Source organism: Bradyrhizobium genosp. L (genome assembly GCF_015624485.1).
Taxonomy (GTDB): domain Bacteria; phylum Pseudomonadota; class Alphaproteobacteria; order Rhizobiales; family Xanthobacteraceae; genus Bradyrhizobium.
This window is the reverse complement of sequence record NZ_CP061378.1, coordinates 120,574-141,345: the sequence shown is the minus strand read 5'-3', so window position 1 is coordinate 141,345 and position 20,772 is coordinate 120,574. Positions and strand designations below refer to the sequence as shown.

Here is a 20,772-nt window from a genome sequence, read left to right as displayed (position 1 = left end):
AGCAAAAAGCCGGTCATTTCGGGCGGATGACGGGCTGGGTCGAACCCCCTCATGCGAGGGCATGACCAAGATGCATTCGATCGAGGAGGGCGCGATGCGCTTTGGTCTCCCGGCGACCGGGCTGGCCGTCATTCTGTTGCTTGGTGGCGGTCCCGCACTCGCGGCGGTCTGCATGGACACGTCGATGACGCAGGACGAGATCATCGCGGCCATCAACGCGACGAGCGGATGCTCGGCCGCGATGAAGGTCTTCAAGGATTGCGAATTCGGCGCGAGCGGCGACGTTCTGCTGGGCGCCGCCGTCGAGAAGAAATGCGAGGCGGACTTCCTGTCCGGCCTCGGGGCAACGCAGAAGAAGGCCTATGCGGCCGGGCTCGCGCGCTGTGACGCCAAATACGCCAATCAGAGCGGCACGATGTACCGCTCGTTCACGGCATTCTGCCGGGCAGAGCTGTCGCAGCGCTATTCGCAAGATTCGCTGAAAGCGAGCCCGAAGGCCCGCTGATCGCCCAGGGCTCAGGCCGCCAGCGCGGCCTTGGCCTTCTCGGCGATGGCCTGGAACGCCGCCGGTTCGGCAATCGCGAGATCCGACAGCACCTTGCGGTCGACGACGATGCCCGACTTCGACAGGCCGTTGATGAACACGCTGTAGGTCATGCCGAACGGACGAACCGCGGCGTTGATGCGCTGGATCCAGAGCGCGCGGAAGGTGCGCTTCTTGCGCTTGCGGTCGCGGAAGGCGTACTGGCCGGCCTTTTCGACCGCCTGCTTGGCAGTGCGGATCGTGTTCTTGCGGCGGCCGTAATAGCCCTTGGCGGCCTTGTAGACTTTCTTGTGCTTGGCGTGAGCGGTCACACCGCGTTTGACGCGAGACATGACTGAAATCCTTGAGATCTATGAAGTGGTGACGGAACGCCGCGTAAGCGACGAGGGTTCAAGCGGTGTGCGATCAGGCGTTCGGCAAGAAGTACTTCTTGACGTTGTCGCCGTCGGTCTTGAACAGCACGCGGGTGCCGCGGAGCTGACGGATCTGCTTCTTGGTCCGCTTGATCATGCCGTGGCGCTTGCCCCGCTGGGCGTGCATGACTTTGCCAGTGGCCGTCACCTTGAAGCGCTTTTTAGCGCCCGATTTGGTCTTCAACTTGGGCATTTGGCTCTCCTATGACCAACGCGAATATCGCCCAAAGAGGCGTTCGGTCGGCTAAAATGCTCGTTAGAGCGTTGGAAGTGCTGAGGTTTTTCCCGAATTGGAGAGAACCTGCACCAGACGTCGCCTCGGCAGCCCTTGATCAGCCGGGCGGCGAAGCCGGGCTTATGACAGAGGATTGGCCGTTTTGCAACGCTGGAAGCGGGGATTTGGGCCCGTAGCCCGGATGGAGCGAAGCGTAATCCGGCTACGAAAAAGAAATAGCCCGTCAGGTGGTCTGACGGGCCGTTCCTTCAGGCAAAGCGACTAATCGAACCTCAGCGCGGCGCCAGCACCATGACGACCTGGCGGCCTTCGAATCGCGCGTCCTGCTCGACCTTGGCGTACTCGGCGACGTCGGCCTTCACCTTGTCCAGCAGCTTGGTGCCGATCTCCTGGTGCGCCATCTCACGACCGCGGTAGCGCAAGGTGATCTTGACCTTGTCGCCTTCCTCGAAGAAGCGCTGCATGGCGCGCATCTTCACGTCATAGTCGTGATCGTCGATCATCGGGCGGAGCTTGATCTCCTTGATCTCGACGACCTTCTGCTTCTTGCGCGCTTCGGCGGCCTTCTTCTGCGCGGAATATTTGTATTTGCCGTAGTCCATGATCTTGCAGACCGGAGGACTGACGTTCGGCGAAATCTCGACGAGGTCCATGCCGGCTTCCATGGCCATCTTGATGGCCAACATGGTTTCGACGGTGCCTCTGTTGGCACCCTCCGCATCGATCAGCTGAATCTGTGCGTTGCGAATCTCGTCATTGGTGCGCGGCCCATCCTTGGCGACTGTGGGCGGGGCTCTGTTGGGACGGCGAATGGGTATCTCTCCAAAGTTGTGAAAGGGAAGGCGGTTATTTTGAAGCAAGACGCTGCTAGGGGCAAGCGAACTCGCTTTCTATGCGGCAAAACCGTCAAATGCGAGGCATTTTAGCCACGCCCGGCACATAGGACAGGGCTGCGTGGTCCGCAAGGCGGGACGCGCGCCGTTGACCGATGCCATCAGACGATCGAAAACCAGATCTCTGACACGCGAGTGACCGAACCATGAGCCAAACCGCCGCAGCCGGGCAGGAACCCGCCTTCATCGAGGTCGGCGAGGGCGAGGGCCGCCGCCGGATCGCGGTGCGCGCTCGCTCGGGCGGTGGTCCTGGCGGCGCAAGTGGCGCGCCGGGCATCTTCTGGCTCGGCGGCTTCAAGTCCGACATGAAGGGCACCAAGGCGATCGCGCTCGACGACTGGGCCGCCGCGCACGGCCGCAGCTCGGTGCGGTTCGATTATTCCGGCCATGGCGAATCCGGCGGCGAATTCGCCGATGGCACGATCGGCCGCTGGCTCGAGGAGAGCGTCGCGGTGTTTTCGCAGTTTTGCAGCGGCCCGCAGGTGGTGATCGGCTCCTCGATGGGCGGCTGGATGGCGCTGCTCCTGGCGCGCGAGATTGCGAAGCGCCGCGGCAGCGCTTCGCTCGCCGGCCTGGTGCTGATCGCTCCGGCGCCCGATTTCACCGAAGAGCTGATGTGGAAGGGATTTCCGCCCGAGATCCGCGCCGAGATCGAAACCAAAGGCATCTGGCTGCGGCCGTCGGAGTACGGCGACGGCTCGCCCTATCCGATCACTCGTCAGCTGATCGAGGAGGGCCGCAATCATCTCTTGCTCGGCAGCAAGATCGATGTCGGCTGCCCGGTGCGCATCCTGCAGGGAGCGCAGGACCCCGACGTGCCGTGGAAACACGCGTTCGCGCTGGTGCACCGGCTGCCGGCCGAGGATGTGGTGCTAACCATGATCCAGGACGGCGACCACCGCCTCTCGCGCCCGCAGGACATCGCGCGCATCATCGCCGCGGTGGCGGAGATTTAGCCACGCCGCCGCCCTTCGAGGGCCGCTGAAGAAGCAGCCACCTCAGGGTGACGGCTACGGAAAGACGTCATCCTGAGGCGCTCGCGAAGCGAGCCTCGAAGGATGGGCCACACGCGCTGGGAGACGTGCCGATGGAAACGACAACAATGCTGCGCGCGTTCTGCGACGCGGTCGAGCAGCGCAACGGCAACGCCTTTGCCGACCTGTTCACCGAGGACGGCGTCTACCACGATGTGTTCTACGGCGCGTTCAAGGGCCATGCGAGAATCGCCGAGATGATCGACGACTGGTTCTACCGCACGGCGACCGACTTCCGCTGGGACATGCACGATCCCGTCTCGAACGGCGAGACGCTCTACGCGCGCTACACGTTCAGCTATCGCTCGACATTGCCGGAGGCGAAGGGCGCCCGTGCGATGTTCGAAGGTGTTGCGATCATGCGGCTGCGCGACGGCAAGGTCACGGAGTATCACGAGGTCGCCAACACCGCGCCGGCGTTCGTCGATCTGAATTTTGCGTCGGAGCGGATCGCCAAGATCGTCGGCAAGCAGGGCGCCGAGTTGCGGGCGCGGCCGGAGATGAAGCGGCATTTGGCCTAGCTCGTCATTCCGGGCTCGCGCTCCGCGCGCCCCGGAATGACGACAATTACGGCGGCGGCGGATTGGCCATCGGCTTGCGCTGCGCCAGCGCTGCGACCGTCGAGGTGCCGATCGGACCCTGCTCGTCATAGAGCCAGCATTCGCCGATCGCGATGCCGTCGGTGGCGTGGTGGTTGACGACCTCGAAGCCGACCCAGTTCGACACCGGCAAACGATGCAGATAGATCGTGACGTCGCTGTTGATGTAACCGAGCCCCCGGTCGCCGGCATTGGCAAAGGGGCTGGCGAAATCCGCACCGGTCGCGACATGGACGAACGGCGTCATCGTGACGCCTTCGACCAGCTCGCGCACCTCGCTCATCCAGAGCCGGCGCTCCCCGAGCGAACCCATGTGGCCTGCAATGGGGCGCGTCTCCCATTTGCCGTTCATGCCGAGCTTCGGATCGGTCGGCTTCGGAATGTCCGCGGGCGCCGGCACCTTCCAGTTCGGCGGCGACCAGACATTGCCCGGCGCGTTTTCCGTCTTGCGCAATAATTGGCACGAGGCGCGCGCCATGCTGGTGCCGCCGGACAGGAATTCGGCCTCGACCACCTTGATGCGTAGGCCGTCGCGCACGAGCTTGGTCGTCACCTCGACCGGCGTCGTGATGTTGGGCAGCCGGAACATGTCGACGGTCAGCCGCGCCGGCACGAAATCGTCGGAGCCGTGGCGCTCCTCGATGACGAAGCCGAGCAGGCCGATCACGACGCGGCCGTGCATCGATTCCGGGCTCCAGGGACCGTTGGCGACAGCCGTCGGCATGAAGCCGTCGCCGTGCCGGGTGAAGAAAGGCTGGTTTGTCATGGCGCGCGACCATGACGGGAACGGCGCGATGAAATCAAGGGGCGGCGGCCGCGCGCCACTCCTGCTGGACGGTGACGTCAGGTTCGCCGCCGGCCCGTGACGCGAGCACGGCGAGCTCTTCGCGCGCGATCAGCTGCGACAACGCCCACACCGCCGCACCCCGCACCACCGGGTTCGCATCGTCGAGCAGTCGGCGTGCTTCGGCAGCAAGACGCGCGTCGCCGGAGTTGCCGATCGCGATCAGCACATTGCGGATGAAATTGTTACGGCCGATGCGCTTGACCGGCGACTTCGCAAACAGCGTGCGGAAGGCGGCATCGTCGAGCCGCGCGAGATCGGCGAGCGCAGGCGCGCGCAATGCATCGCGTGCGGCGAGCTTCTGCTCGCGGCCCTCTTGCGCGAACTTGTTCCACGGACACACGGCGAGGCAATCATCGCAGCCATAGATGCGATTGCCGATGCTCTTGCGGAATTCGTGCGGGATCGGGCCCTTGTTCTCGATCGTCAGATACGAGATGCAGCGCCGCGCATCGAGCTTGTAGGGCGCGGGGAATGCCGCCGTCGGGCAGACGTCCTGGCAGGCGCGGCAGCTGCCGCAATGATCGGCTTCGGCGCCATCGCGCGGCAGCTCGGTCGCGGAATAGATCGCGCCGAGAAACAGCCATGAGCCGAATGCGCGCGAGACGAGGTTGGTGTGCTTGCCCTGCCAGCCGATGCCGGCGGCCTGCGCGAGCGGCTTCTCCATCACGGCCGCGGTGTCGACGAATACTTTCACATCGTCGCCGCTCTCAGCGGCGAGCCAGCGCGCCAGGATCTTCAGCCGCTTCTTGATGACGTCGTGATAGTCGTCGCCCTGCGCATAGACCGAGATCGCGCCATGCGACCGGCGCGCAAGAATCTCCAGCGGATTGTCGTCGGGCCCGTAATTGACGCCGAGCATGATGATCGAGCGAACACCGCCCCACAGCGCGCGCGGATCGGTGCGGCGTTCCGGACTGTTGGCGAGCCAGTCCATCTCGCCATGGCCGCCACCGTCGAGGAATTCGAGGAAGTATTTTCCGGCCTGTGCGATCGCATCCGGAGCGGTGACGCCGATCGCGTCAAACCCGAGCGCACGTGCCTCGCGCGTCAGCGCAGCCTTCAGATCAGCGGGCGAGAGCCTAACTGCCGGGTTCAGAAGTCGAGGTCCACATAGGTCCGCGACGCCGGCACCCCCGCCAGCCATTCGCTGAGCAGCGGGCGGAACGACGGGCGGGATTTCACCCGCGCGTACCACGCCTTTGCCGCGTCGTCCTCGCTCCATGGCACGTCGCCCAGATAGTCGATCGCCGAGAGATGCGCCGCGGCGGCGAGATCCGCATAGGTCAGCCGGTCGCCGGCGAGATAGTTCCGCGTCTTCGCCAGCCAGCCGATATAGGTCAGATGATAGCGCACATTGACCTTGGCGGCGCGCATGATGTCGGGGGCCGGCGGTCCACCGCCATTGTCCTCGCTCATGAAGCGCTTGTAGATCCGCTCGGTCACCAGCGGGTTCGACGCTTCCTCGAAGAATTTTTCGTTGAACCAGGCCATCAGCCGCCGCACCTCGACGCGCTCCGCCATCGAGGTCGGCAGCAGCCGACGTTCGCCGGCATCAACCCCATGCGCCTCGTCGACATATTCGGCGATCACCGGTGCGCCCGGAACGGGCGGAAATCCTTCCGCGATCAGCACCGGCGTGTTGGCCGCCGGATTGAGCGCCAAAAACGCCTCGCGCCGCTCCCAGACCCGCTCCTCCACAAGGCGAAGATCGAGGCCGTACTCGCCAAGCACGAGCCGGATGAATCGCGAATGCGGACAGAACGGATGATGATACAGCGTATACATGAAACCCTTGGTAGTCAGCGGCGCTTAAGAAACCATCAACCTTTGCGGCCTGGGCCTGTGACCTGAACCCGTGACTTGAACCCGCGACTTGGCCGAACCAGCCTCGATTGGTCTGTATGTCGCGTCAGCACGCGAACCGGTAGCTATCCCCGCGGAAGGTGCGGGTCACAAAAACGCTATAGCTCAGCAAATCGACGAGGCAACCCACTGTTTGCCGTTTTTTTGCGATTGCAGCAGATGGGCGAATAGGCGAGAAGAGCGCGGTTTTCCACAGGGGACAGGCCAATCATGATGACGGATATGGTGCGGGCGGTGATTCTCGGCATTGTCGAGGGCGTCACCGAGTTCCTGCCGGTTTCTTCGACGGGCCATCTCCTGCTTGCGGAACGCTTCTTCAATCTCGGCGAAGGCGATTTCTGGAAGAGCTTTGCGATCCTGATTCAGCTCGGCGCGATCCTTGCGATCCTCGTGCTCTATTTCGCCAAACTGTGGCGGATCGCACTCGGCATGTTCTCCAACGCCGAGGACCGCCGCTTCGTGATCGGCGTGCTGGTGGCGTTCCTGCCCGCGGTGGTGATCGGCTTGATCGCCGGCAAATACATCAAGGAATTCCTGTTCAATCCGTGGGTGGTGTGCTTCTCGCTGATCGTCGGCGGCGCCGTGCTGCTGTGGGTCGATCAGCTCGACCTCAAGGTCTATGAGGACGATGCGACGCGTTTCCCGCTCTTGATGTATTTCTGGATCGGCGTCGCGCAGTGCCTCGCGATGATTCCCGGCGTGTCGCGCTCCGGTGCCAGCATCGTTGCCGCGATGCTGCTCGGCGCCGACAAGCGCTCGGCGGCGGAGTTCTCGTTCTTCCTCGCGATCCCGACCATGGTCGGCGCGTTTGCCTATGATTTCTATAAGAACCGCGGCGACTTCTCGACCGACAATCTCAGCGTCATCGCGGTCGGCTTCGTGGTCTCGTTCATCACCGCGCTGATCGTGGTGCGCGCGTTCCTCAACTTCGTCACCCGCCGCGGCTTCACCTTCTTCGCCTGGTGGCGCGTGATCGTCGGCACCCTCGGCCTGATCGCGCTGGCGATGGGGCGGTAGGACGAATTCCGGAATCGTAGGGTGGGCAAAGCGAAGCGTGCCCACCATCTGCGGCGTGCTCGTGAAGGTGGGCACGCTCCGCTTTGCCCACCCGACAAGATAGGGCGCCTACGCGCTCTTCTTCTGGAATTGCCCGGTCGCGCGGAAGCGCCAGAGATATTGCGGGGCGATCGCTTCCATCGAGTCCGGCGTGATGCCGAGGCCGGCAAAAGTCAGCCCGGCGGCCGTCGCGGCCTCCGACACCACATTGTCGGTGCGCAGCATCGCGACCTGGTCTCCCGTCAGCGTGAACGGGGCGGGCGCGAACTGCAGGAACAGCGCCTGGAATTTGGCGAGGGCGAACGGCAGCGGCGCCAGCATGCGGTCGCGCTGGGTGATCTCGCAGATGATCTGCATCACCTCGCGCATGGTCAGCACTTCCGGGCCGCCGAGCTCGTAGGTCGCGCCGGCCTTGGCCTTGCCGTCCACGGCATCGGCAATGGCGTCGGCGACGTCGGCGACATAGGCCGGCTGCACCTTGCCAGCCCCGCCGCCGACCAGCGGCAGCACCGGCGACAGCCGCGCCAGCGCGGCAAAGCGGTTGGTGAACTGATCCTCCGGTCCGAACAGCAGCGACGGCCGCATGATGGTGGCGTCCAGCGCCGCGGCCTTGACCGCCGCCTCGCCGGCGGCCTTGGCACGGAAATAATGCGCGAGCGAGTTCTCGTCGGCGCCGATCGCCGAGACATGCACCATCCGGGCGCCGGCTGATGTCGCCGCCTTGGCGATGGTCTCGGCGCCCTTCACCTGGACGGCCTCAAAGGTCTGCCCGCCGCTCTCGGCCAGAATGCCGACCAGATTGATCGCGGCATGCGAATCGCGCAGCGCGGCCTCGACCGAGGCCGGGTAGCGCACATTGGCCTGCACGGCATGGATCTGGCCGACCCGGCCGAGCGGCTGCAGATGGAAGGCGAGCTCGGGCCGCCGCACCGCGACGCGAACCCGGTAATCGCGCTTGCACAGCGCCCGCACCACATTCCGCCCCAGAAACCCCGATCCGCCGAAGACCGTGACTGTGGTGTCCAGGTTCGATGCCATGGGGTTGATTCCTGCCGGATTCGAGAACGATTGACGGGGTTTAGCCGTTTGGCGATACGCCAAAGGCCCACGCCTGTACAGCGTATTTGATTTTCCAATCGCGAATTTGACAAGCGCGCGACCAATCCATTAGTAACGCGCCCACGCCCAGGTGGTGGAATTGGTAGACGCGCTGGCTTCAGGTGCCAGTGGCTTAACGGCCGTGAAGGTTCGAGTCCTTTCCTGGGCACCACACCCTTTTGCAAGCGATTGAAATCGCTGAATCTTCGTGGGGTGGTTCGGCGCGGCCGTAACCCGCCGGCGATTGCGTGAGGTGGCGGATTACGCCTTCGGTTAATCCGCCCTGTGCACTTCAGTGGACTTTTTTCCCGCGCGCTTGTCAGCGACCGATCGGCCCTGCGGGATTGGCGGACTGGGGTGCCGGCGCCGAACGGGTAGCCGAGGCCGCAACGCCAGAACTGAATTTGCCATTCGCCAATTTGAGCTGCCATCCGCGCGCGGTCAGTTTCAGCTCGGTCGTCGATTCCTTTCCGTTGGCGTTCACCTTCAGCCGTACGCGATTTTCGCCGTCCCAACGGTCAACAATGTAGTCGTCGTAATCGCTGTCCTGCGTGAAGTGCCACTCAAGCTGCGGCGGATCGCTGGATAGGGAGTAGATGGCAAGGCCGTAATCGGGACTGCACTCTCCTGCCACGAAGGACGCGCTGACCGCGAACCGCTTCTTGCTCGGAGACAATTCGGGCCATCCGCCCAATTGGGTTTCCTTGCCAGTCCGGCGGTCCACCAGCAGCACATATGCGCACTCGTAAGGCGTGACGGACACGATGAATTGTCGATCCTCGATGTAACCCTCCAGCCGGTATGTGAAGCACTCACCTTCTTTGTCGGGGTCCTCACATTGTCTAGCGTCGTTCAGCACCTTGGTCTTTCCGTTCTTCAATTTCAGCGTTAGGGCGCGACCGTCTCGGCTGGCAACGTCGGCGAATTGCGCAAGACATGTTTTCTCATCCACCTTCTGTTCTAGACCGTCTAGCGGGGTACAGAATGTTTGCACGCGCGGCGCGACCATCTGGGCCGGCGCCGGCCGCAGCGCAAGCGTGACGATGGCCGTGGCGAGAAAGAAGACATTCAACACGCTAAGGGCGCCTAATCTCATCGCAATCATCCGCAGTCTAAGGGTGCAATCGTCAAAGGCGCTTTATCCGCTATCGGTTCAACATTGATAAGACCATGTGCGTATTTTTTCTTGGGAACCACTCCCTTTGCAAACGCGTAAAATCGCTCAGCTTTCGTGGGAGGGATTGCGACTGCGGCCGCGCTACATTCGAGCGCGCAATGCGGCCGTCACGCGCGCATCCCTACCGCAGGACCAAACGGCGGATCATCATCATTTGGCGACGGCGGCGCGTAGTGATCGAACTGCATCGTGAAGGTTGCGCGGCCCTGGCTCACCGCATGCAGGCCGTTCGTGTAGCCCAACATGTTCATGAGCGGCACCATCGCCGTGATGACGACGCCATCGCTGCGGACGCTGTGATCCAAAGTCCTGGCGCGGCGAAGGCTCAGGTCGCGCAACACCGGAGCCAGGCCATCGCTCGGTGTCATTACCTCGACCTTCATGATCGGTTCGAGCAGGACCGGCTTGGCTAGCTGCAACGCCTCGCGGAAGCAGGCGCGCGAGGCGATCTCGAAGGCCGCCACCGACGAGTCGACGTCATGGTACTTGCCGTCGACCAACTGCACCTTGACGTCGACCACCGGGAAGCCGGCGATCACGCCCGAGGGCAGCACGCTCTGCAGACCTTTCTCGACACCGGGCATGTATTCAGCCGGCACCGCGTCGCCGACGATCTTCGATTCGAACACGTATCCTTGGCCCGGCTCGTTCGGTTCGACGACGAGGGTGACCGAAGCAAAAACTCCCCGAGGTCCGACGACCCTCTTGTGCGTGAAGCTGTGCTCGATGCGCTTCGTAATGCGTTCGCGGAACGCGACCTGCGGCGCGCCGAGACGAACATCGAGGCCGTAGACGCGCTTGAGTAAGTCGATCTTGCCGTCGAGATGCAGTTCGCCGACGCCTTTGAGGATGGTCTGGCCCGACTCAGGGTCGGTCGATACCCGGAAGGACGGGTCCTCCGCGACAAGCGCGGCCAGCGCAATGTCGAGCTTTTCGCGATCGGCCTTCCACTTGGGCTCGATCGCAACTTCGATAAGGCAAGGCTGTGTCACCACGTGATTCACCGTCACTCATTCGGCGTATCAACATATCACGTGGCGAGCCCAGCGTCCCTCACACCATCCACTTGCCCTGCCGCTTCGCCACTTGCTTCTGCACAAAGTACATCGCGATGATGGAGATGATCGTCGTCGTCACGACGACGTAGCCGATGCGGTCGAAATGCAGCAGCGAGCCGTCCGGATTCTCCGCCACGATCGCGGCTGCGACCACCGAGCCGAGGCCGCCGGAGAGCTGTTGCACCGAGGCCGAGACCGCGCTGAACGCGCCGCGCTGGCTGGCGTCGGGGATCGCCGACATCAGCGCCTGCGAGGGGATCATGCGCGAGAAGATGCCGACGAACATCAGCACATTGACCACGATCGCGGTGAGTAACGAGACGTGGCCGAGATGGGTGTAGATCGAGACCATGATCACCGACACCGTGCAGCCGAACACGAAGGTCGGATATTTGCCGAACGCGTCGCTGGCGCGGCCGATCAGCGGCCCCATGACAATGCTGAACAGGCCGGAGACCAGATAGATGGTCGGCAAGTGGACGATGTCGATGCCGAGATTGTGCACGGTGAAGGCGCTGCCGAACGGCATCAGCATGAAGCCGCCGGTCGCCAGCAGCGTGGTGACGACGAAGGCCAGGATGTAGCGCTTGTCGCCCACAGTCGAGGCCAGGTGGCGGAACGGATTGCGGTCGTGCTGCAGCTTGAGATGTCCGTCGACCGGCTGCATGGCGAAGGCGATGGTGATGATCGCCGCGGTCGAGAGCCCGACGATGGCCACGAAGCAGATGTGCCAGTTCCAGTGATTGGCGAGGAACAGGCCGGCGGGGACGCCGAGCACCTGGCTCGCCGCGAACGCGGTCTGGATGAAGCCCATCACCCGGCCGCGCAGCTGCAGCGGGAACAGGTCGGTGACGATCGCGAGCACCACCGAGCCGATCACGCCGCCGAACAGGCCGGTGACGATCCGCCCCAGCAGCAGCACGTGGAAATTCTGCGCCAGCGCGCAGAGCACGGTGCCGAGCGTGAAGCCGACATAGAAAAACAGCAGCAGGCGCTTGCGGTCGAAGCGGTCGGCGAAGCCGGCGGCGAGGATGCCGGAGAAGCCAGCGGCGAAGGCGTAGGCCGACACGGCGACGCCGAACTGCCCGGCCGTGATGTTGAGCGCGGGCATCAGGATGGCGCCGAGCGGCGACATGATGATGAAGTCGAGAATCAGGGTGAACTGGGTGAACGCGAGCAGCGCGATCAGGAACGACTGATAGCGCGAAAAGCCGCGCGCCTCAGGCTCGTCGATCGGCGCGGCGATGGTCTGTTCGGACATGAGGCCCATTCGTGGTGATGAGAACGGTGTTCGAGCGGCTGGGCAGAGATAGGGATCGCGGCCGCCGATTGCATCGGCGGCGAAGCGCAAACAAAAGCGGGAAACGGCAATCGGAAGCGGCACAATGGCCCGGTTCGAAATATGGGAATTGCGCGGCGTCCGGTCATCCCGCCTTGCAACTTTGGCTCGCCGGCGTGATCGAAATGCAACAGGCCGCGCGGGATCAGGGTGCCGCGGAAAACCCGCGTCACGGGTTCCGCAGGCCGCCTATCCGCTCGCCTCGCGGGCGTTTGGAGGCTAGTGTCGCTCGAATCGATCCGATATCCGAGGCTCTTATTTCATGACCATTCGCCTGCATCGTGGCGATCTGCCCGATCTGTCCCGCTATACTGACTCCGTTGCCATCGACACCGAGACCATGGGGCTCAATCCGCATCGCGACCGGCTCTGCGTGGTGCAGCTGTCCAACGGCGACGGCACCGCCGACGTGGTGCAGATTCCGAAGGGACACGCCGACGCGCCGAATCTCAAGGCGCTGCTCGGCAATCCCGGCGTCACCAAGATCTTCCATTTCGCGCGGTTCGATGTCGCGGTGCTCTTCAATACTCTCGGGGTCATGCCGACGCCGATCTACTGCACCAAGATCGCCTCGCGCATGGCGCGCACCTATACCGATCGACACGGCCTGAAGGACCTGGTGCGGGAAGTCCTCAACATCGAATTGTCGAAGCAGCAGCAGTCGAGCGACTGGGGCGCGGCCGGCCTCAGCGAAGCACAGCTCGCCTATGCCGCCTCCGACGTGCTGCATCTGCATGCCTTGCGCGAGAAGCTCGATGCCATGCTGGCGCGCGAGGGCCGCACCGACCTCGCCAAAGCCTGCTTCGAATTCCTGCCCGCCCGCGCCCGGCTCGACCTCGACGGCTGGGAGGAAGAGGACATTTTCGCCCATTCCTGAACGGGGTGATTTCATGTTCGGGGCGGCCGTTCCGCCCCGTTTCGGCCAAACTGTTCACGCGTGGTCGGCTACAGGGGGCGCGACGCCAGGTCCGGGCTGCATATTTGGACGGCACCGGGTAGAATGAGCGGCAATTTCGCGCCGCGCTTTGAGCGGCGGTGAGTTGGAGCTCAGGTGAATTCGATCCACAATCCAGCCTATGTGACGGGCCTCGAGGCGCGCTTTGCCGCGGCCGCGCGCCACAGCCGCATGGTCCGGTTCCTGCGCGTCGCGGTGCCCGCGGCCGTGGCAGTGTCGCTCGGTGTGATCTTTTACATCTCGGTGTTCAATCCGTTCAAGGAAGTGATCGCCAAGCTGCCCGTCGACATGGACAACATGGTGGTGTCCGGTACCAAGATCACGATGGAATCGCCGCATACTGCCGGCTTCTCGGCCGATGGACGGCCCTATGAGATGTGGGCCAAGGCCGCGATCCAGGACGTCACCGATCCTGATCATGTCGAGCTGAAAACCATCCGCGCCAAGGTGGCGCAGGGGGACGGGTCGATCGTGACGATGGATGGACGCACCGGGTTCTTCGACCAGAAGAAGCAGCTCCTGGATCTGCGCAAGGATATCTTCCTGCAATCATCGACGGGCTATGAAGCGCGGTTGACGCAGGCCTTCGTCGACATGAACAAGAACACCGTTACGTCGGACGAGCATGTCGACGTCAAGCTGCTCGACGGTACGCTGACGTCGGACCGGATCCGCATCTACAATGGCGGCGAGCTCGTGCGATTCGAGGGTACGGTCGTGATGCATCTGAACCATCTCGGCGACAACAGCCCGCCCGCCGAGCCCGCGCCGCCTCCACCGCCGCCCGCTCCAAAGGGGCGCAAATCAGCCAACCCGAAATGATTTCGATGATGCGCTTTTCTCCGCGTGGTTCGGCCATTGCCGCCTTCGTGCTCGCGCTGTTCGCCGCAGGCGCCGTGGTCGCGCAGGGCTCGATGAGCGGCGTGCCCAACGCGATGCAGGGCTTTACCCAGAACCACGACCAGCCGATCCAGATCGAGGCCGCCTCGCTGGAAATGCGCGACAAGAAGAAGGAGGCGACCTTCTTCGGCGACGTCAAAGTCGTGCAGGGCGACACCACGATGACGTCGAAGACGCTCGTGGTGTTCTATGAATCGAGCTCCGGCCAGGCGCAGCCCGCCAACGCCAACGCGAAAGGTGCGAAGGCCGCCGCACCGATGCAATCGGCGACGCCAGGCCCCGGCGGCGCATCGTCGATCAAGCGGCTGGAGGCGAAGGGCAACGTCGTCGTCACCCAGAAGGATCAGGTCGTCACCGGCGAGACCGCGATCTTCGACACCAAGACCAATCTCATCACCATGATCGGCGGCGTGGTGCTGACGCAGTGCCAGAACGTGCTGCGCGGCGACCGCCTGCTGGTCGACATGACCACCGGCGTTTCCCGCGTCGAGTCCGATAATGGCAAGGTGCAAGGCCTGTTCATCCAGACTCAGAAGGACGCCAAGCCAGGCCCACAAGCCGGAAAAGGCGGCTGCGGCACGCCCGCCGCGCCCGGCTCTGCGCCGAGCGGGCCGCTGCCGCTGCTTCCCGGCAGCAAGCCGAAATAGGACGGGCGGCGTGCTTCGGATCATGACCACGAATGGTTCGGGAACGACGATGCGACTCGCCGCTGCTGCGATATTCGTCCTCACACTGCTGGCTTGCGAAAAGACTCACGCGCAGAGCGCATCGTCGGTGCCGAACGCCATGCAGGGCTTCGTCCAGAACCGCGACGAGCCGGTGCAGATCGAGGCCGCCGTGCTCGAAATGCGCGACAAGAAGAAAGAGGCGACGTTTTCCGGCAATGTGAAGGTGACGCAGGGCGACACCACCATGACGTCGAAGATCCTGGTCGTGTTCTACGAAGGGAGCGCCGCCGGGTCCTCATCGCCGCCTGCGGGCACCAAGCAGGCGCCGGCGGGTACCAAGGATGCGAGGGCGCCGCCGATGCCTTCGGCAACACCGATGCCGTCAGCGACACCGATGCCGTCGGCGACATCGGGTCCCGCGGGCACCAGCTCCTCGATCAAACGGCTGGAGGCGCGTGGCAATGTCGTCGTCACCCAGAAGGATCAAACCGTCACCGGCGAGACCGCGATATTCGATACCAAGACCAATTTGATCACGATGCTCGGAGGTGTGGTGCTGACCCAGTGCAGCAATACGGTGCGCGGCGACCGCCTGCGGGTCGATATGACGACCGGCGTGTCGAAGGTCGAATCTGATAACGGCAGCGGAAGGGTGTCGGCATCGGTCAATCAGGGAAAGGATTGCAGCACCGCACCAGCCGTAGCGCCCGCCCCAAGCCCGGTGAAATCAAAGTAAATCCATATATTTCAATCGGTTACATAATAATTTGCCAGCGCGAGGTTGAAGCGCGCGGCGCGAGGCTGTATCTAGCGGAGACGCCCGGCCCGGCGATGAGCCTCACGAGAGGATCGCGATTGCGGGCGGGGTCGGGGGCATCCATTCATTCGAGGCGCGGCACCCGCGCCTTGCCGTGGTGTTTGAGCGCGACCGGTCCGGAAGCCGGCATCCAGTTTTCCGGACCATACGCGTGGCTTGGCGTGCAAAGTGACTTGGCGTGCGAATCGATCGATCCGCAGGCATGGTCGCGGGGATCACCGTGAGAGGCTGAAGCGAAGCGGGGATGGTGGATTTTCTCGGCATGTTCCGTCGGCGCCCTGCGAAACGCAGTGCCGGCTTTGCGCGCTCCCACGACGACATCACGACGCTTGGTGACTCCTTCGGCGAGATGCTGGCGAGCCCGGTGCGCGACGCACCGCCGATGGCACGCGCCGCCCCGGTTCCCAGCGTCGAGCTGCGCCCGCAGCCTGCTCCGGCGCCCGCACGCGCCAAGCCCGCCAGGCGCCCCAAGGGCACCGGCGCCGCCGCGCCGCAATTGATCGGGCGTCCCGGCTATCTGGCTGTGCATAGCGTGGAAAAGAGCTTTGGCAGCCGCCAGGTGGTGCGCGGCGTCAGCATCTATGTGCGCCGCGGCGAGGCGGTCGGCCTGCTCGGCCCGAACGGCGCCGGCAAGACCACCGTGTTCTACATGATCACCGGGCTGATCAAGGCCGATCGCGGTGCCATCGAGCTCGACGGCCACGACGTCACCAAGCTGCCGATGTATCAGCGCGCCCGCCTCGGCATCGGCTATCTGCCGCAGGAAGCCTCGATCTTCCGTGGCCTGTCGGTGGAGCAGAACATCCGCGCGGTGCTCGAGGTGGTCGAGCCCTCGAAGAAGAAACGCGAGCACGAGCTCGACTCGCTGCTCGACGAATTCAACATCACACGCTTGAGAAAAAGCCCGTCGATCGCGCTGTCCGGCGGCGAGCGCCGCCGTGTCGAGATTGCGCGCGCGCTGGCGACGCGGCCGAATTACATGCTGCTCGACGAGCCGTTCGCCGGCATCGACCCGATCGCGGTCGGCGACATTCAGGACCTCGTGCGCCACCTCACCAACCGCGGCATCGGCGTGCTGATCACCGACCACAATGTCCGCGAAACGCTCGGCCTCACCGATCGCGCCTATATCGTCTATGCTGGTGAGATCTTGACTGAGGGAAGTCCGGAAGAGATCGTTAATGATCCGGATGTACGCAGGCTTTACCTTGGCGAGGAATTCCGCCTCTAGCCCAAATTTCTGATCCGTCAAGGCGTATACAAGGGCTGCGGACTAATATAAGCAAGAATCGAGCCAACTTTTGGAATCGATCTTGCCTCCATGGCACTGACGCAAAGACTAGAGTTCCGCCAGTCGCAGTCGCTGGTGATGACGCCGCAACTGATGCAGGCGATCAAGCTGCTGCAACTGTCGAACCTCGATCTGTCGGCCTTTGTCGAGGAGGAGCTCGAGCGCAATCCGCTGCTGGAGCGGGCAGCTGACGGCCCCGAGCTGCCGGTGGCCGGGGAACCCGCCGCGGAGCGGGCCGACTACGCCGATTCGGACGCGTCCGGCAGCGATTATGACGGCGGCGACCACGCCGACATGGCCACCGGTTCCGCCGGCGAAGGCTTTGAGCCCGGCCAGGAAGAATGGATGAACCGCGACCTCGGCAGCCGCGCCGAGATCGAGCAGACGCTCGACACCCGCCTCGACAATGTCTTCACCGAGGAGCCGGCGGAGGCCGCCGCGCACGCCGCCCAGGACGCGGCGCCCTCGGTCTACACCGAGTGGGGCGGCGGCGCCTCCAGTGACGACGAATACAATCTCGAAGCCTTCGTCGCCGCCGAGGTGACGCTGGCCGACCACCTCGCCGAGCAGCTCGCAGTCGCCTTCTCCGCGCCGGCGCAGCGCATGATCGGGCAGTATCTGATCGACCTCGTCGACGATGCCGGCTATTTGCCGGTCGATCTCGGCCAGGCTGCCGAGCGGCTCGGCGCGTCGCAGGCTGCCGTCGAAGAGGTCGTCGCGGTGCTGCAGACCTTCGATCCGCCCGGCGTCTGTGCACGAAATCTGAGCGAGTGCCTGGCGATCCAGCTGCGCGAACAGAACCGCTACGATCCCGCGATGCAGGCGCTGGTCGAGCATCTCGATTTGCTGGCGCGGCGCGACATCGCCGGCTTGCGAAAGCTCTGCGGCGTCGACGATGAAGACATCACCGACATGATCGCCGAGATCCGCAGGCTCGATCCGAAGCCCGGGCTGAAGTTCGGCACCTCGCGCACGCAAACCATGGTGCCGGACGTCTATGTGCGGCCGGGTCCGGACGGCGGCTGGCATGTCGAGCTCAACAGCGACACCCTGCCGCGTGTGCTGGTCAACCAGACCTACTACACTGAACTGTCGAAGACGATCCGCAAGGACGGTGACAAGTCCTATTTCACCGACGCCCTGCAGAACGCGACCTGGCTGGTGCGCGCGCTCGACCAGCGCGCCCGCACCATCCTGAAAGTGGCGACCGAGATCGTGCGCCAGCAGGACGGCTTCTTCACCCATGGTGTCGCGCATCTGAGGCCGCTCAATCTCAAGGCGGTGGCGGACGCGATCCAGATGCATGAATCGACGGTGTCGCGCGTCACCGCCAACAAGTACATGGCGACCAATCGCGGCAGTTTTGAATTGAAGTATTTTTTCACCGCCTCGATCGCCTCCGCCGATGGCGGCGAGGCGCATTCGGCCGAAGCGGTGCGCCATCACATCAAGCAGTTGATCGACGGCGAAGCGCCGTCGGCGATCCTGTCCGACGACACGATCGTGGAACGTTTGCGCGCCTCCGGCATTGATATTGCCCGCCGCACCGTCGCGAAATATCGCGAGGCGATGCGGATACCCTCTTCGGTGCAGCGCCGCCGTGACAAACAGAGCATGCTCGGTAATGCCCTTTCGGCTCCTGCCTCCTCCCCCGACCGGTCGCGCGACAAGGCTGCAGTTTAGGTCACTTTTTGGGCACGACGCGCCGAAACGCCGCGTGCGCTTATGCCGTCGTTGCGTTCGCGCCAAATCGGAATAATCTGAAATTTTCGCGGTGAAGCGTGATCTAGAAAGGAAGGTCAGACGGAATTTCAGAAACCATCATGCTCCGGCCAGGAGAGTGATCGAGGCACCAGCAATCGAGGCATCAAATGACCCTTCGAATCTCGGGAAAGAGCATCAGCATCGGCGAGGCGCTTCGCGACCGCGTCAGCGAACGCACCGAGGAAGTCCTGCGGAAGTATTTTGATGGCAACTATTCCGGTCACATCACGCTGAGCAAGGATGGCTTCGGCTTCCGCACCGATTGCGCGCTGCATCTGGATTCCGGCGTCACGCTGGAAGCCGACAGCAATGCCACCGACGCTTATGCCAGCGCCGATGCCGCGCTGTTGATGATCGAGAAGCGACTGCGCCGCTACAAGAGCCGGCTCAAGGATCGTTCGGCCCGCAAGGCCCATGTCGCGACCGCAGCCCTTGCCGAGTTGAACGGCGCAGGCCTCAGCAGTGCAGGCTTGGACGCGCCGAGCTACGTCATCGAGGCGCCCGAGAACGACGACGAGGTCGCCGAATACAGCCCGGTGATCATTGCGGAGGCAACCACCGCGCTGAAGCGGCTGTCAGTCAGCGAGGCCGTCATGGAGCTCGACCTGAGCGGCGCCTCCTGCCTGGTATTCCAGCATGGCGGCAGCGGCCGGGTGAACATCATTTACCGCCGGACGGACGGCAATGTCGGCTGGGTCGACCCCCCGGCAGTCGGCCCCTGAGGATAGTTGGCAGATGGCATTGACCTCGGAAGCCGGCCCTGCTTATGGTCCGCCGCCGCAAGAAATAAGGCGGCGGAACAGGGTTTCGCCGGTGTTGGCACCGCCGATGCGTTGGGGTAGAAGCCGCCCTGAAAGTAGAAGGTCTGCCAACCGGACCCGGGCCAGACCCGCATCCCACCTCATCTTCTTGACGACACCGGCGTAAAGCCTATTTCCCAATCTGGCGGTCTCATTCACCTCGGAACGTCCCATGCCGATTACCGATCTGGTCGCACCCGAGGCGATTCTCCCCGCTTTGAAAGTCATCAGCAAGAAGCAGGCGCTGCAGGAGCTCGCCGCGCGCGCGGCCGCGCTGACCGGGCAGAACGAGCGTGCGATTTTTGAAGTGCTGCTGCAGCGCGAGAAGCTCGGCACCACCGCGGTCGGCTATGGCGTCGCCATTCCGCACGGCAAGCTGCCCAAGCTCGAGAAGCTGTTCGGCCTGTTCGCCCGCCTCGAGCGCCCGATCGATTTCGAGGCGATGGACGGCCAGCCGGTCGACCTGATCTTCCTGCTGCTGGCGCCCGAAGGCGCCGGCGCCGACCATCTCAAGGCGCTGGCGCGCATCGCCCGCCTGCTGCGCGACCTGGACGTCGCCAAGAAGCTGCGCGCCTCCCGCGACGCCCAGTCAATCTACTCGGTGCTGGCGCTGCCGCCGGCGAGCGCGGCGTAAGCGTTCGCAACGGTTTTGCGGGTGCTCGGCCGCCCGTGGTAGACTTGTATCTACGAGAAGTGCCGAAGCACTCAAGAAATTGTGTGACCGGGCCGACGCTACGCGGTTTTTTGAATGATCACCTGCCGCTTGATGGTTGTTGTTTGTTTACTCGTCGGATTTGTCTGTCCCGGAAAGGTGGAGGCGCTGTCTTGCGCTTTACCGTTGCCAACCTCTTGGCAACGGTCTCCCGATGCCGACCATGTTTCGGTTGAAAAGGAACGTCTCGATACGGAAGCTCGAGCGACGCTCGAATTATTGGAGCACACGCCGATCATCATTCGTGGACGTGTCGCTTCCGCGCGACTGCTATCCGACCTTCGCAGGACTAATTCCCCGACCAGCCTGATCGTTCTTGATCGTGTTGAGATGCTGAAGGGACGGCTGTTCACCGCTCCCACCGATCGGAAGGCCTTCATCATCAAGGAGTATTGGTGTGATGGCACGTGCGAGGGCAGGGAGGACACATTGCGTTGGCCGCTTGGTGAAACCTTGGTTGTCGGTGCATATCGGAATGACCTCGCGGAGCCAGAGGAGGTAGTGGACTTTGACAGCAAACAGATCATCTACCGAGGTCGAATCGACGCTGTGTTGGGACCATGCACCAGCGGTCCGCTGACGCCCAAAGCATTGGAGCTCCTCAATGCTCCCGAGGAAATCGCGCGATTGAAGCGGGAATATCTGCGGCGCAATCCAAATTAATCCGGGGGATCTTGCAGTCGGCGCGAATCCCGGATTTCGCTGCGCT

The 20,772-nt window shown here is 63.5% G+C and carries 22 protein-coding genes, 1 tRNA gene and 1 pseudogene; 14 read left to right on the top strand and 10 right to left on the bottom strand.

The genetic code is table 11. The features are described from left to right. Positions 1-61: 61 nt before the first annotated feature. Positions 62-505 (top strand): hypothetical protein, encoded by a 444-nt coding sequence (locus IC762_RS00645; RefSeq protein ID WP_246801384.1) that lies wholly within the window; start codon positions 62-64, stop codon positions 503-505. Positions 506-516: 11 nt separating this feature from the next. Here IC762_RS00645 and rplT read toward each other — a convergent pair whose 3' ends face one another. From rplT to infC, 3 genes are all read right to left on the bottom strand, one after another. Next, on the bottom strand, positions 517-876 hold the full coding sequence (gene rplT / locus IC762_RS00640; RefSeq protein WP_195786746.1) for a 50S ribosomal protein L20: 360 nt from the start codon (positions 874-876) through the stop codon (positions 517-519). Positions 877-949: 73 nt separating this feature from the next. Then, positions 950-1,150, bottom strand: a complete 201-nt coding sequence (rpmI, locus tag IC762_RS00635) for a 50S ribosomal protein L35 (RefSeq protein WP_008539890.1) — start codon at positions 1,148-1,150, stop codon at positions 950-952. Positions 1,151-1,464: 314 nt separating this feature from the next. Then, positions 1,465-2,004: a translation initiation factor IF-3 gene (infC, locus tag IC762_RS00630; protein ID WP_195789946.1), complete on the bottom strand. Its 540-nt coding sequence runs from the start codon at positions 2,002-2,004 to the stop codon at positions 1,465-1,467. A gap of 227 nt (positions 2,005-2,231) precedes the next feature. On the opposite strand from infC, the gene IC762_RS00625 reads away from it, so the two are divergent. Both IC762_RS00625 and IC762_RS00620 read left to right on the top strand, forming a co-directional pair. Next, positions 2,232-3,041, top strand: a complete 810-nt coding sequence (locus IC762_RS00625; RefSeq protein ID WP_195786745.1) for an alpha/beta hydrolase — start codon at positions 2,232-2,234, stop codon at positions 3,039-3,041. A gap of 131 nt (positions 3,042-3,172) precedes the next feature. After that, the gene (locus IC762_RS00620; RefSeq protein WP_195786744.1) at positions 3,173-3,640 is read left to right on the top strand and encodes a nuclear transport factor 2 family protein; all 468 of its coding nucleotides are present in this window, start codon (positions 3,173-3,175) and stop codon (positions 3,638-3,640) included. A gap of 46 nt (positions 3,641-3,686) precedes the next feature. Here IC762_RS00620 and IC762_RS00615 read toward each other — a convergent pair whose 3' ends face one another. The 3 genes from IC762_RS00615 to IC762_RS00605 are packed head-to-tail and all read right to left on the bottom strand — an operon-like array spanning position 3,687 to position 6,350. Beyond that, positions 3,687-4,484 carry an acyl-CoA thioesterase domain-containing protein gene (locus tag IC762_RS00615; protein ID WP_195786743.1) on the bottom strand — a complete coding sequence of 266 codons (798 nt, stop codon included), beginning with the start codon at positions 4,482-4,484 and terminating at the stop codon, positions 3,687-3,689. Between the two features lie 34 nt (positions 4,485-4,518). Beyond that, on the bottom strand, positions 4,519-5,709 hold the full coding sequence (gene queG / locus IC762_RS00610; RefSeq protein ID WP_195786742.1) for a tRNA epoxyqueuosine(34) reductase QueG: 1,191 nt from the start codon (positions 5,707-5,709) through the stop codon (positions 4,519-4,521). Further along, complete coding sequence (locus IC762_RS00605; protein WP_195786741.1) at positions 5,658-6,350, bottom strand: glutathione S-transferase family protein; 693 nt, start codon at positions 6,348-6,350, stop codon at positions 5,658-5,660. Before IC762_RS00605 ends, queG begins: the two co-directional genes overlap by 52 nt. A 288-nt stretch (positions 6,351-6,638) precedes the next feature. Here IC762_RS00605 and IC762_RS00600 point away from each other — a divergent pair, with 288 nt between their 5' ends. Further along, positions 6,639-7,445 carry an undecaprenyl-diphosphate phosphatase gene (locus IC762_RS00600; RefSeq protein ID WP_195786740.1) on the top strand — a complete coding sequence of 269 codons (807 nt, stop codon included), beginning with the start codon at positions 6,639-6,641 and terminating at the stop codon, positions 7,443-7,445. 108 nt (positions 7,446-7,553) lie between these two features. Here IC762_RS00600 and IC762_RS00595 read toward each other — a convergent pair whose 3' ends face one another. Continuing rightward, entirely contained in the window at positions 7,554-8,522 is a 969-nt protein-coding gene (locus IC762_RS00595) for a complex I NDUFA9 subunit family protein (RefSeq protein WP_195786739.1), read from the bottom strand. Positions 8,523-8,667: 145 nt separating this feature from the next. Between IC762_RS00595 and IC762_RS00590 the strand changes: the two genes are divergently transcribed. Next, positions 8,668-8,754 (top strand) — tRNA-Leu (locus IC762_RS00590). 147 nt (positions 8,755-8,901) lie between these two features. Here the strand turns inward: IC762_RS00590 and IC762_RS00585 are convergent. The 3 genes and pseudogenes from IC762_RS00585 to IC762_RS00575 all read right to left on the bottom strand — a co-directional run bounded on the left by IC762_RS00585 (position 8,902) and on the right by IC762_RS00575 (position 12,078). After that, positions 8,902-9,657, bottom strand: coding sequence for a hypothetical protein (locus tag IC762_RS00585; RefSeq protein WP_195786738.1), 756 nt, complete (start codon positions 9,655-9,657; stop codon positions 8,902-8,904). Positions 9,658-9,866: 209 nt separating this feature from the next. Beyond that, positions 9,867-10,736: pseudogene (fusA, locus tag IC762_RS00580) on the bottom strand (elongation factor G); the annotation flags it as partial. Positions 10,737-10,812: 76 nt separating this feature from the next. Further along, positions 10,813-12,078 carry an MFS transporter gene (locus IC762_RS00575; RefSeq protein WP_195786736.1) on the bottom strand — a complete coding sequence of 422 codons (1,266 nt, stop codon included), beginning with the start codon at positions 12,076-12,078 and terminating at the stop codon, positions 10,813-10,815. A gap of 340 nt (positions 12,079-12,418) precedes the next feature. Here IC762_RS00575 and IC762_RS00570 point away from each other — a divergent pair, with 340 nt between their 5' ends. The 9 genes from IC762_RS00570 to IC762_RS00530 all read left to right on the top strand — a co-directional run bounded on the left by IC762_RS00570 (position 12,419) and on the right by IC762_RS00530 (position 20,726). Next, positions 12,419-13,033 (top strand): ribonuclease D, encoded by a 615-nt coding sequence (locus tag IC762_RS00570; protein ID WP_195786735.1) that lies wholly within the window; start codon positions 12,419-12,421, stop codon positions 13,031-13,033. 174 nt (positions 13,034-13,207) lie between these two features. Then, complete coding sequence (gene lptC / locus IC762_RS00565) at positions 13,208-13,933, top strand: LPS export ABC transporter periplasmic protein LptC (RefSeq protein WP_195786734.1); 726 nt, start codon at positions 13,208-13,210, stop codon at positions 13,931-13,933. Then, positions 13,930-14,658 (top strand): LptA/OstA family protein, encoded by a 729-nt coding sequence (locus IC762_RS00560; protein WP_195786733.1) that lies wholly within the window; start codon positions 13,930-13,932, stop codon positions 14,656-14,658. Before lptC ends, IC762_RS00560 begins: the two co-directional genes overlap by 4 nt. Before the next feature lie 49 nt (positions 14,659-14,707). Next, positions 14,708-15,415, top strand: a complete 708-nt coding sequence (locus tag IC762_RS00555; protein ID WP_246801382.1) for an LptA/OstA family protein — start codon at positions 14,708-14,710, stop codon at positions 15,413-15,415. Between the two features lie 325 nt (positions 15,416-15,740). Further along, complete coding sequence (lptB, locus tag IC762_RS00550) at positions 15,741-16,727, top strand: LPS export ABC transporter ATP-binding protein (protein WP_195786731.1); 987 nt, start codon at positions 15,741-15,743, stop codon at positions 16,725-16,727. Between the two features lie 90 nt (positions 16,728-16,817). Next, complete coding sequence (gene rpoN / locus IC762_RS00545; RefSeq protein WP_195786730.1) at positions 16,818-18,470, top strand: RNA polymerase factor sigma-54; 1,653 nt, start codon at positions 16,818-16,820, stop codon at positions 18,468-18,470. 188 nt (positions 18,471-18,658) lie between these two features. Next, positions 18,659-19,273, top strand: a complete 615-nt coding sequence (hpf, locus tag IC762_RS00540; RefSeq protein WP_195786729.1) for a ribosome hibernation-promoting factor, HPF/YfiA family — start codon at positions 18,659-18,661, stop codon at positions 19,271-19,273. A gap of 250 nt (positions 19,274-19,523) precedes the next feature. Continuing rightward, complete coding sequence (gene ptsN / locus IC762_RS00535; protein ID WP_195786728.1) at positions 19,524-19,985, top strand: PTS IIA-like nitrogen regulatory protein PtsN; 462 nt, start codon at positions 19,524-19,526, stop codon at positions 19,983-19,985. A 114-nt stretch (positions 19,986-20,099) separates the two neighbouring features. Continuing rightward, entirely contained in the window at positions 20,100-20,726 is a 627-nt protein-coding gene (locus tag IC762_RS00530; RefSeq protein ID WP_195786727.1) for a hypothetical protein, read from the top strand. Positions 20,727-20,772 lie beyond the last annotated feature (46 nt).

What these genes read in the sequence shown, in the direction of transcription:
- IC762_RS00645 (WP_246801384.1), top strand. Translation starts at nt 62, where the DNA reads ATGACCAAGATGCATTCGATCGAGGAGGGCGCGATGCGCTTTGGTCTC.
- rplT (WP_195786746.1), bottom strand. Translation starts at nt 876, where the DNA reads ATGTCTCGCGTCAAACGCGGTGTGACCGCTCACGCCAAGCACAAGAAA.
- rpmI (WP_008539890.1), bottom strand. Translation starts at nt 1,150, where the DNA reads ATGCCCAAGTTGAAGACCAAATCGGGCGCTAAAAAGCGCTTCAAGGTG.
- IC762_RS00625 (WP_195786745.1), top strand. Translation starts at nt 2,232, where the DNA reads ATGAGCCAAACCGCCGCAGCCGGGCAGGAACCCGCCTTCATCGAGGTC.
- IC762_RS00620 (WP_195786744.1), top strand. Translation starts at nt 3,173, where the DNA reads ATGGAAACGACAACAATGCTGCGCGCGTTCTGCGACGCGGTCGAGCAG.
- IC762_RS00615 (WP_195786743.1), bottom strand. Translation starts at nt 4,484, where the DNA reads ATGACAAACCAGCCTTTCTTCACCCGGCACGGCGACGGCTTCATGCCG.
- queG (WP_195786742.1), bottom strand. Translation starts at nt 5,709, where the DNA reads ATGGCTGGCGGGGGTGCCGGCGTCGCGGACCTATGTGGACCTCGACTT.
- IC762_RS00605 (WP_195786741.1), bottom strand. Translation starts at nt 6,350, where the DNA reads ATGTATACGCTGTATCATCATCCGTTCTGTCCGCATTCGCGATTCATC.
- IC762_RS00600 (WP_195786740.1), top strand. Translation starts at nt 6,639, where the DNA reads ATGATGACGGATATGGTGCGGGCGGTGATTCTCGGCATTGTCGAGGGC.
- IC762_RS00595 (WP_195786739.1), bottom strand. Translation starts at nt 8,522, where the DNA reads ATGGCATCGAACCTGGACACCACAGTCACGGTCTTCGGCGGATCGGGG.
- IC762_RS00575 (WP_195786736.1), bottom strand. Translation starts at nt 12,078, where the DNA reads ATGTCCGAACAGACCATCGCCGCGCCGATCGACGAGCCTGAGGCGCGC.
- IC762_RS00570 (WP_195786735.1), top strand. Translation starts at nt 12,419, where the DNA reads ATGACCATTCGCCTGCATCGTGGCGATCTGCCCGATCTGTCCCGCTAT.
- IC762_RS00560 (WP_195786733.1), top strand. Translation starts at nt 13,930, where the DNA reads ATGATTTCGATGATGCGCTTTTCTCCGCGTGGTTCGGCCATTGCCGCC.
- IC762_RS00555 (WP_246801382.1), top strand. Translation starts at nt 14,708, where the DNA reads ATGCGACTCGCCGCTGCTGCGATATTCGTCCTCACACTGCTGGCTTGC.
- lptB (WP_195786731.1), top strand. Translation starts at nt 15,741, where the DNA reads ATGGTGGATTTTCTCGGCATGTTCCGTCGGCGCCCTGCGAAACGCAGT.
- rpoN (WP_195786730.1), top strand. Translation starts at nt 16,818, where the DNA reads ATGGCACTGACGCAAAGACTAGAGTTCCGCCAGTCGCAGTCGCTGGTG.
- hpf (WP_195786729.1), top strand. Translation starts at nt 18,659, where the DNA reads ATGACCCTTCGAATCTCGGGAAAGAGCATCAGCATCGGCGAGGCGCTT.
- ptsN (WP_195786728.1), top strand. Translation starts at nt 19,524, where the DNA reads ATGCCGATTACCGATCTGGTCGCACCCGAGGCGATTCTCCCCGCTTTG.
- IC762_RS00530 (WP_195786727.1), top strand. Translation starts at nt 20,100, where the DNA reads ATGATCACCTGCCGCTTGATGGTTGTTGTTTGTTTACTCGTCGGATTT.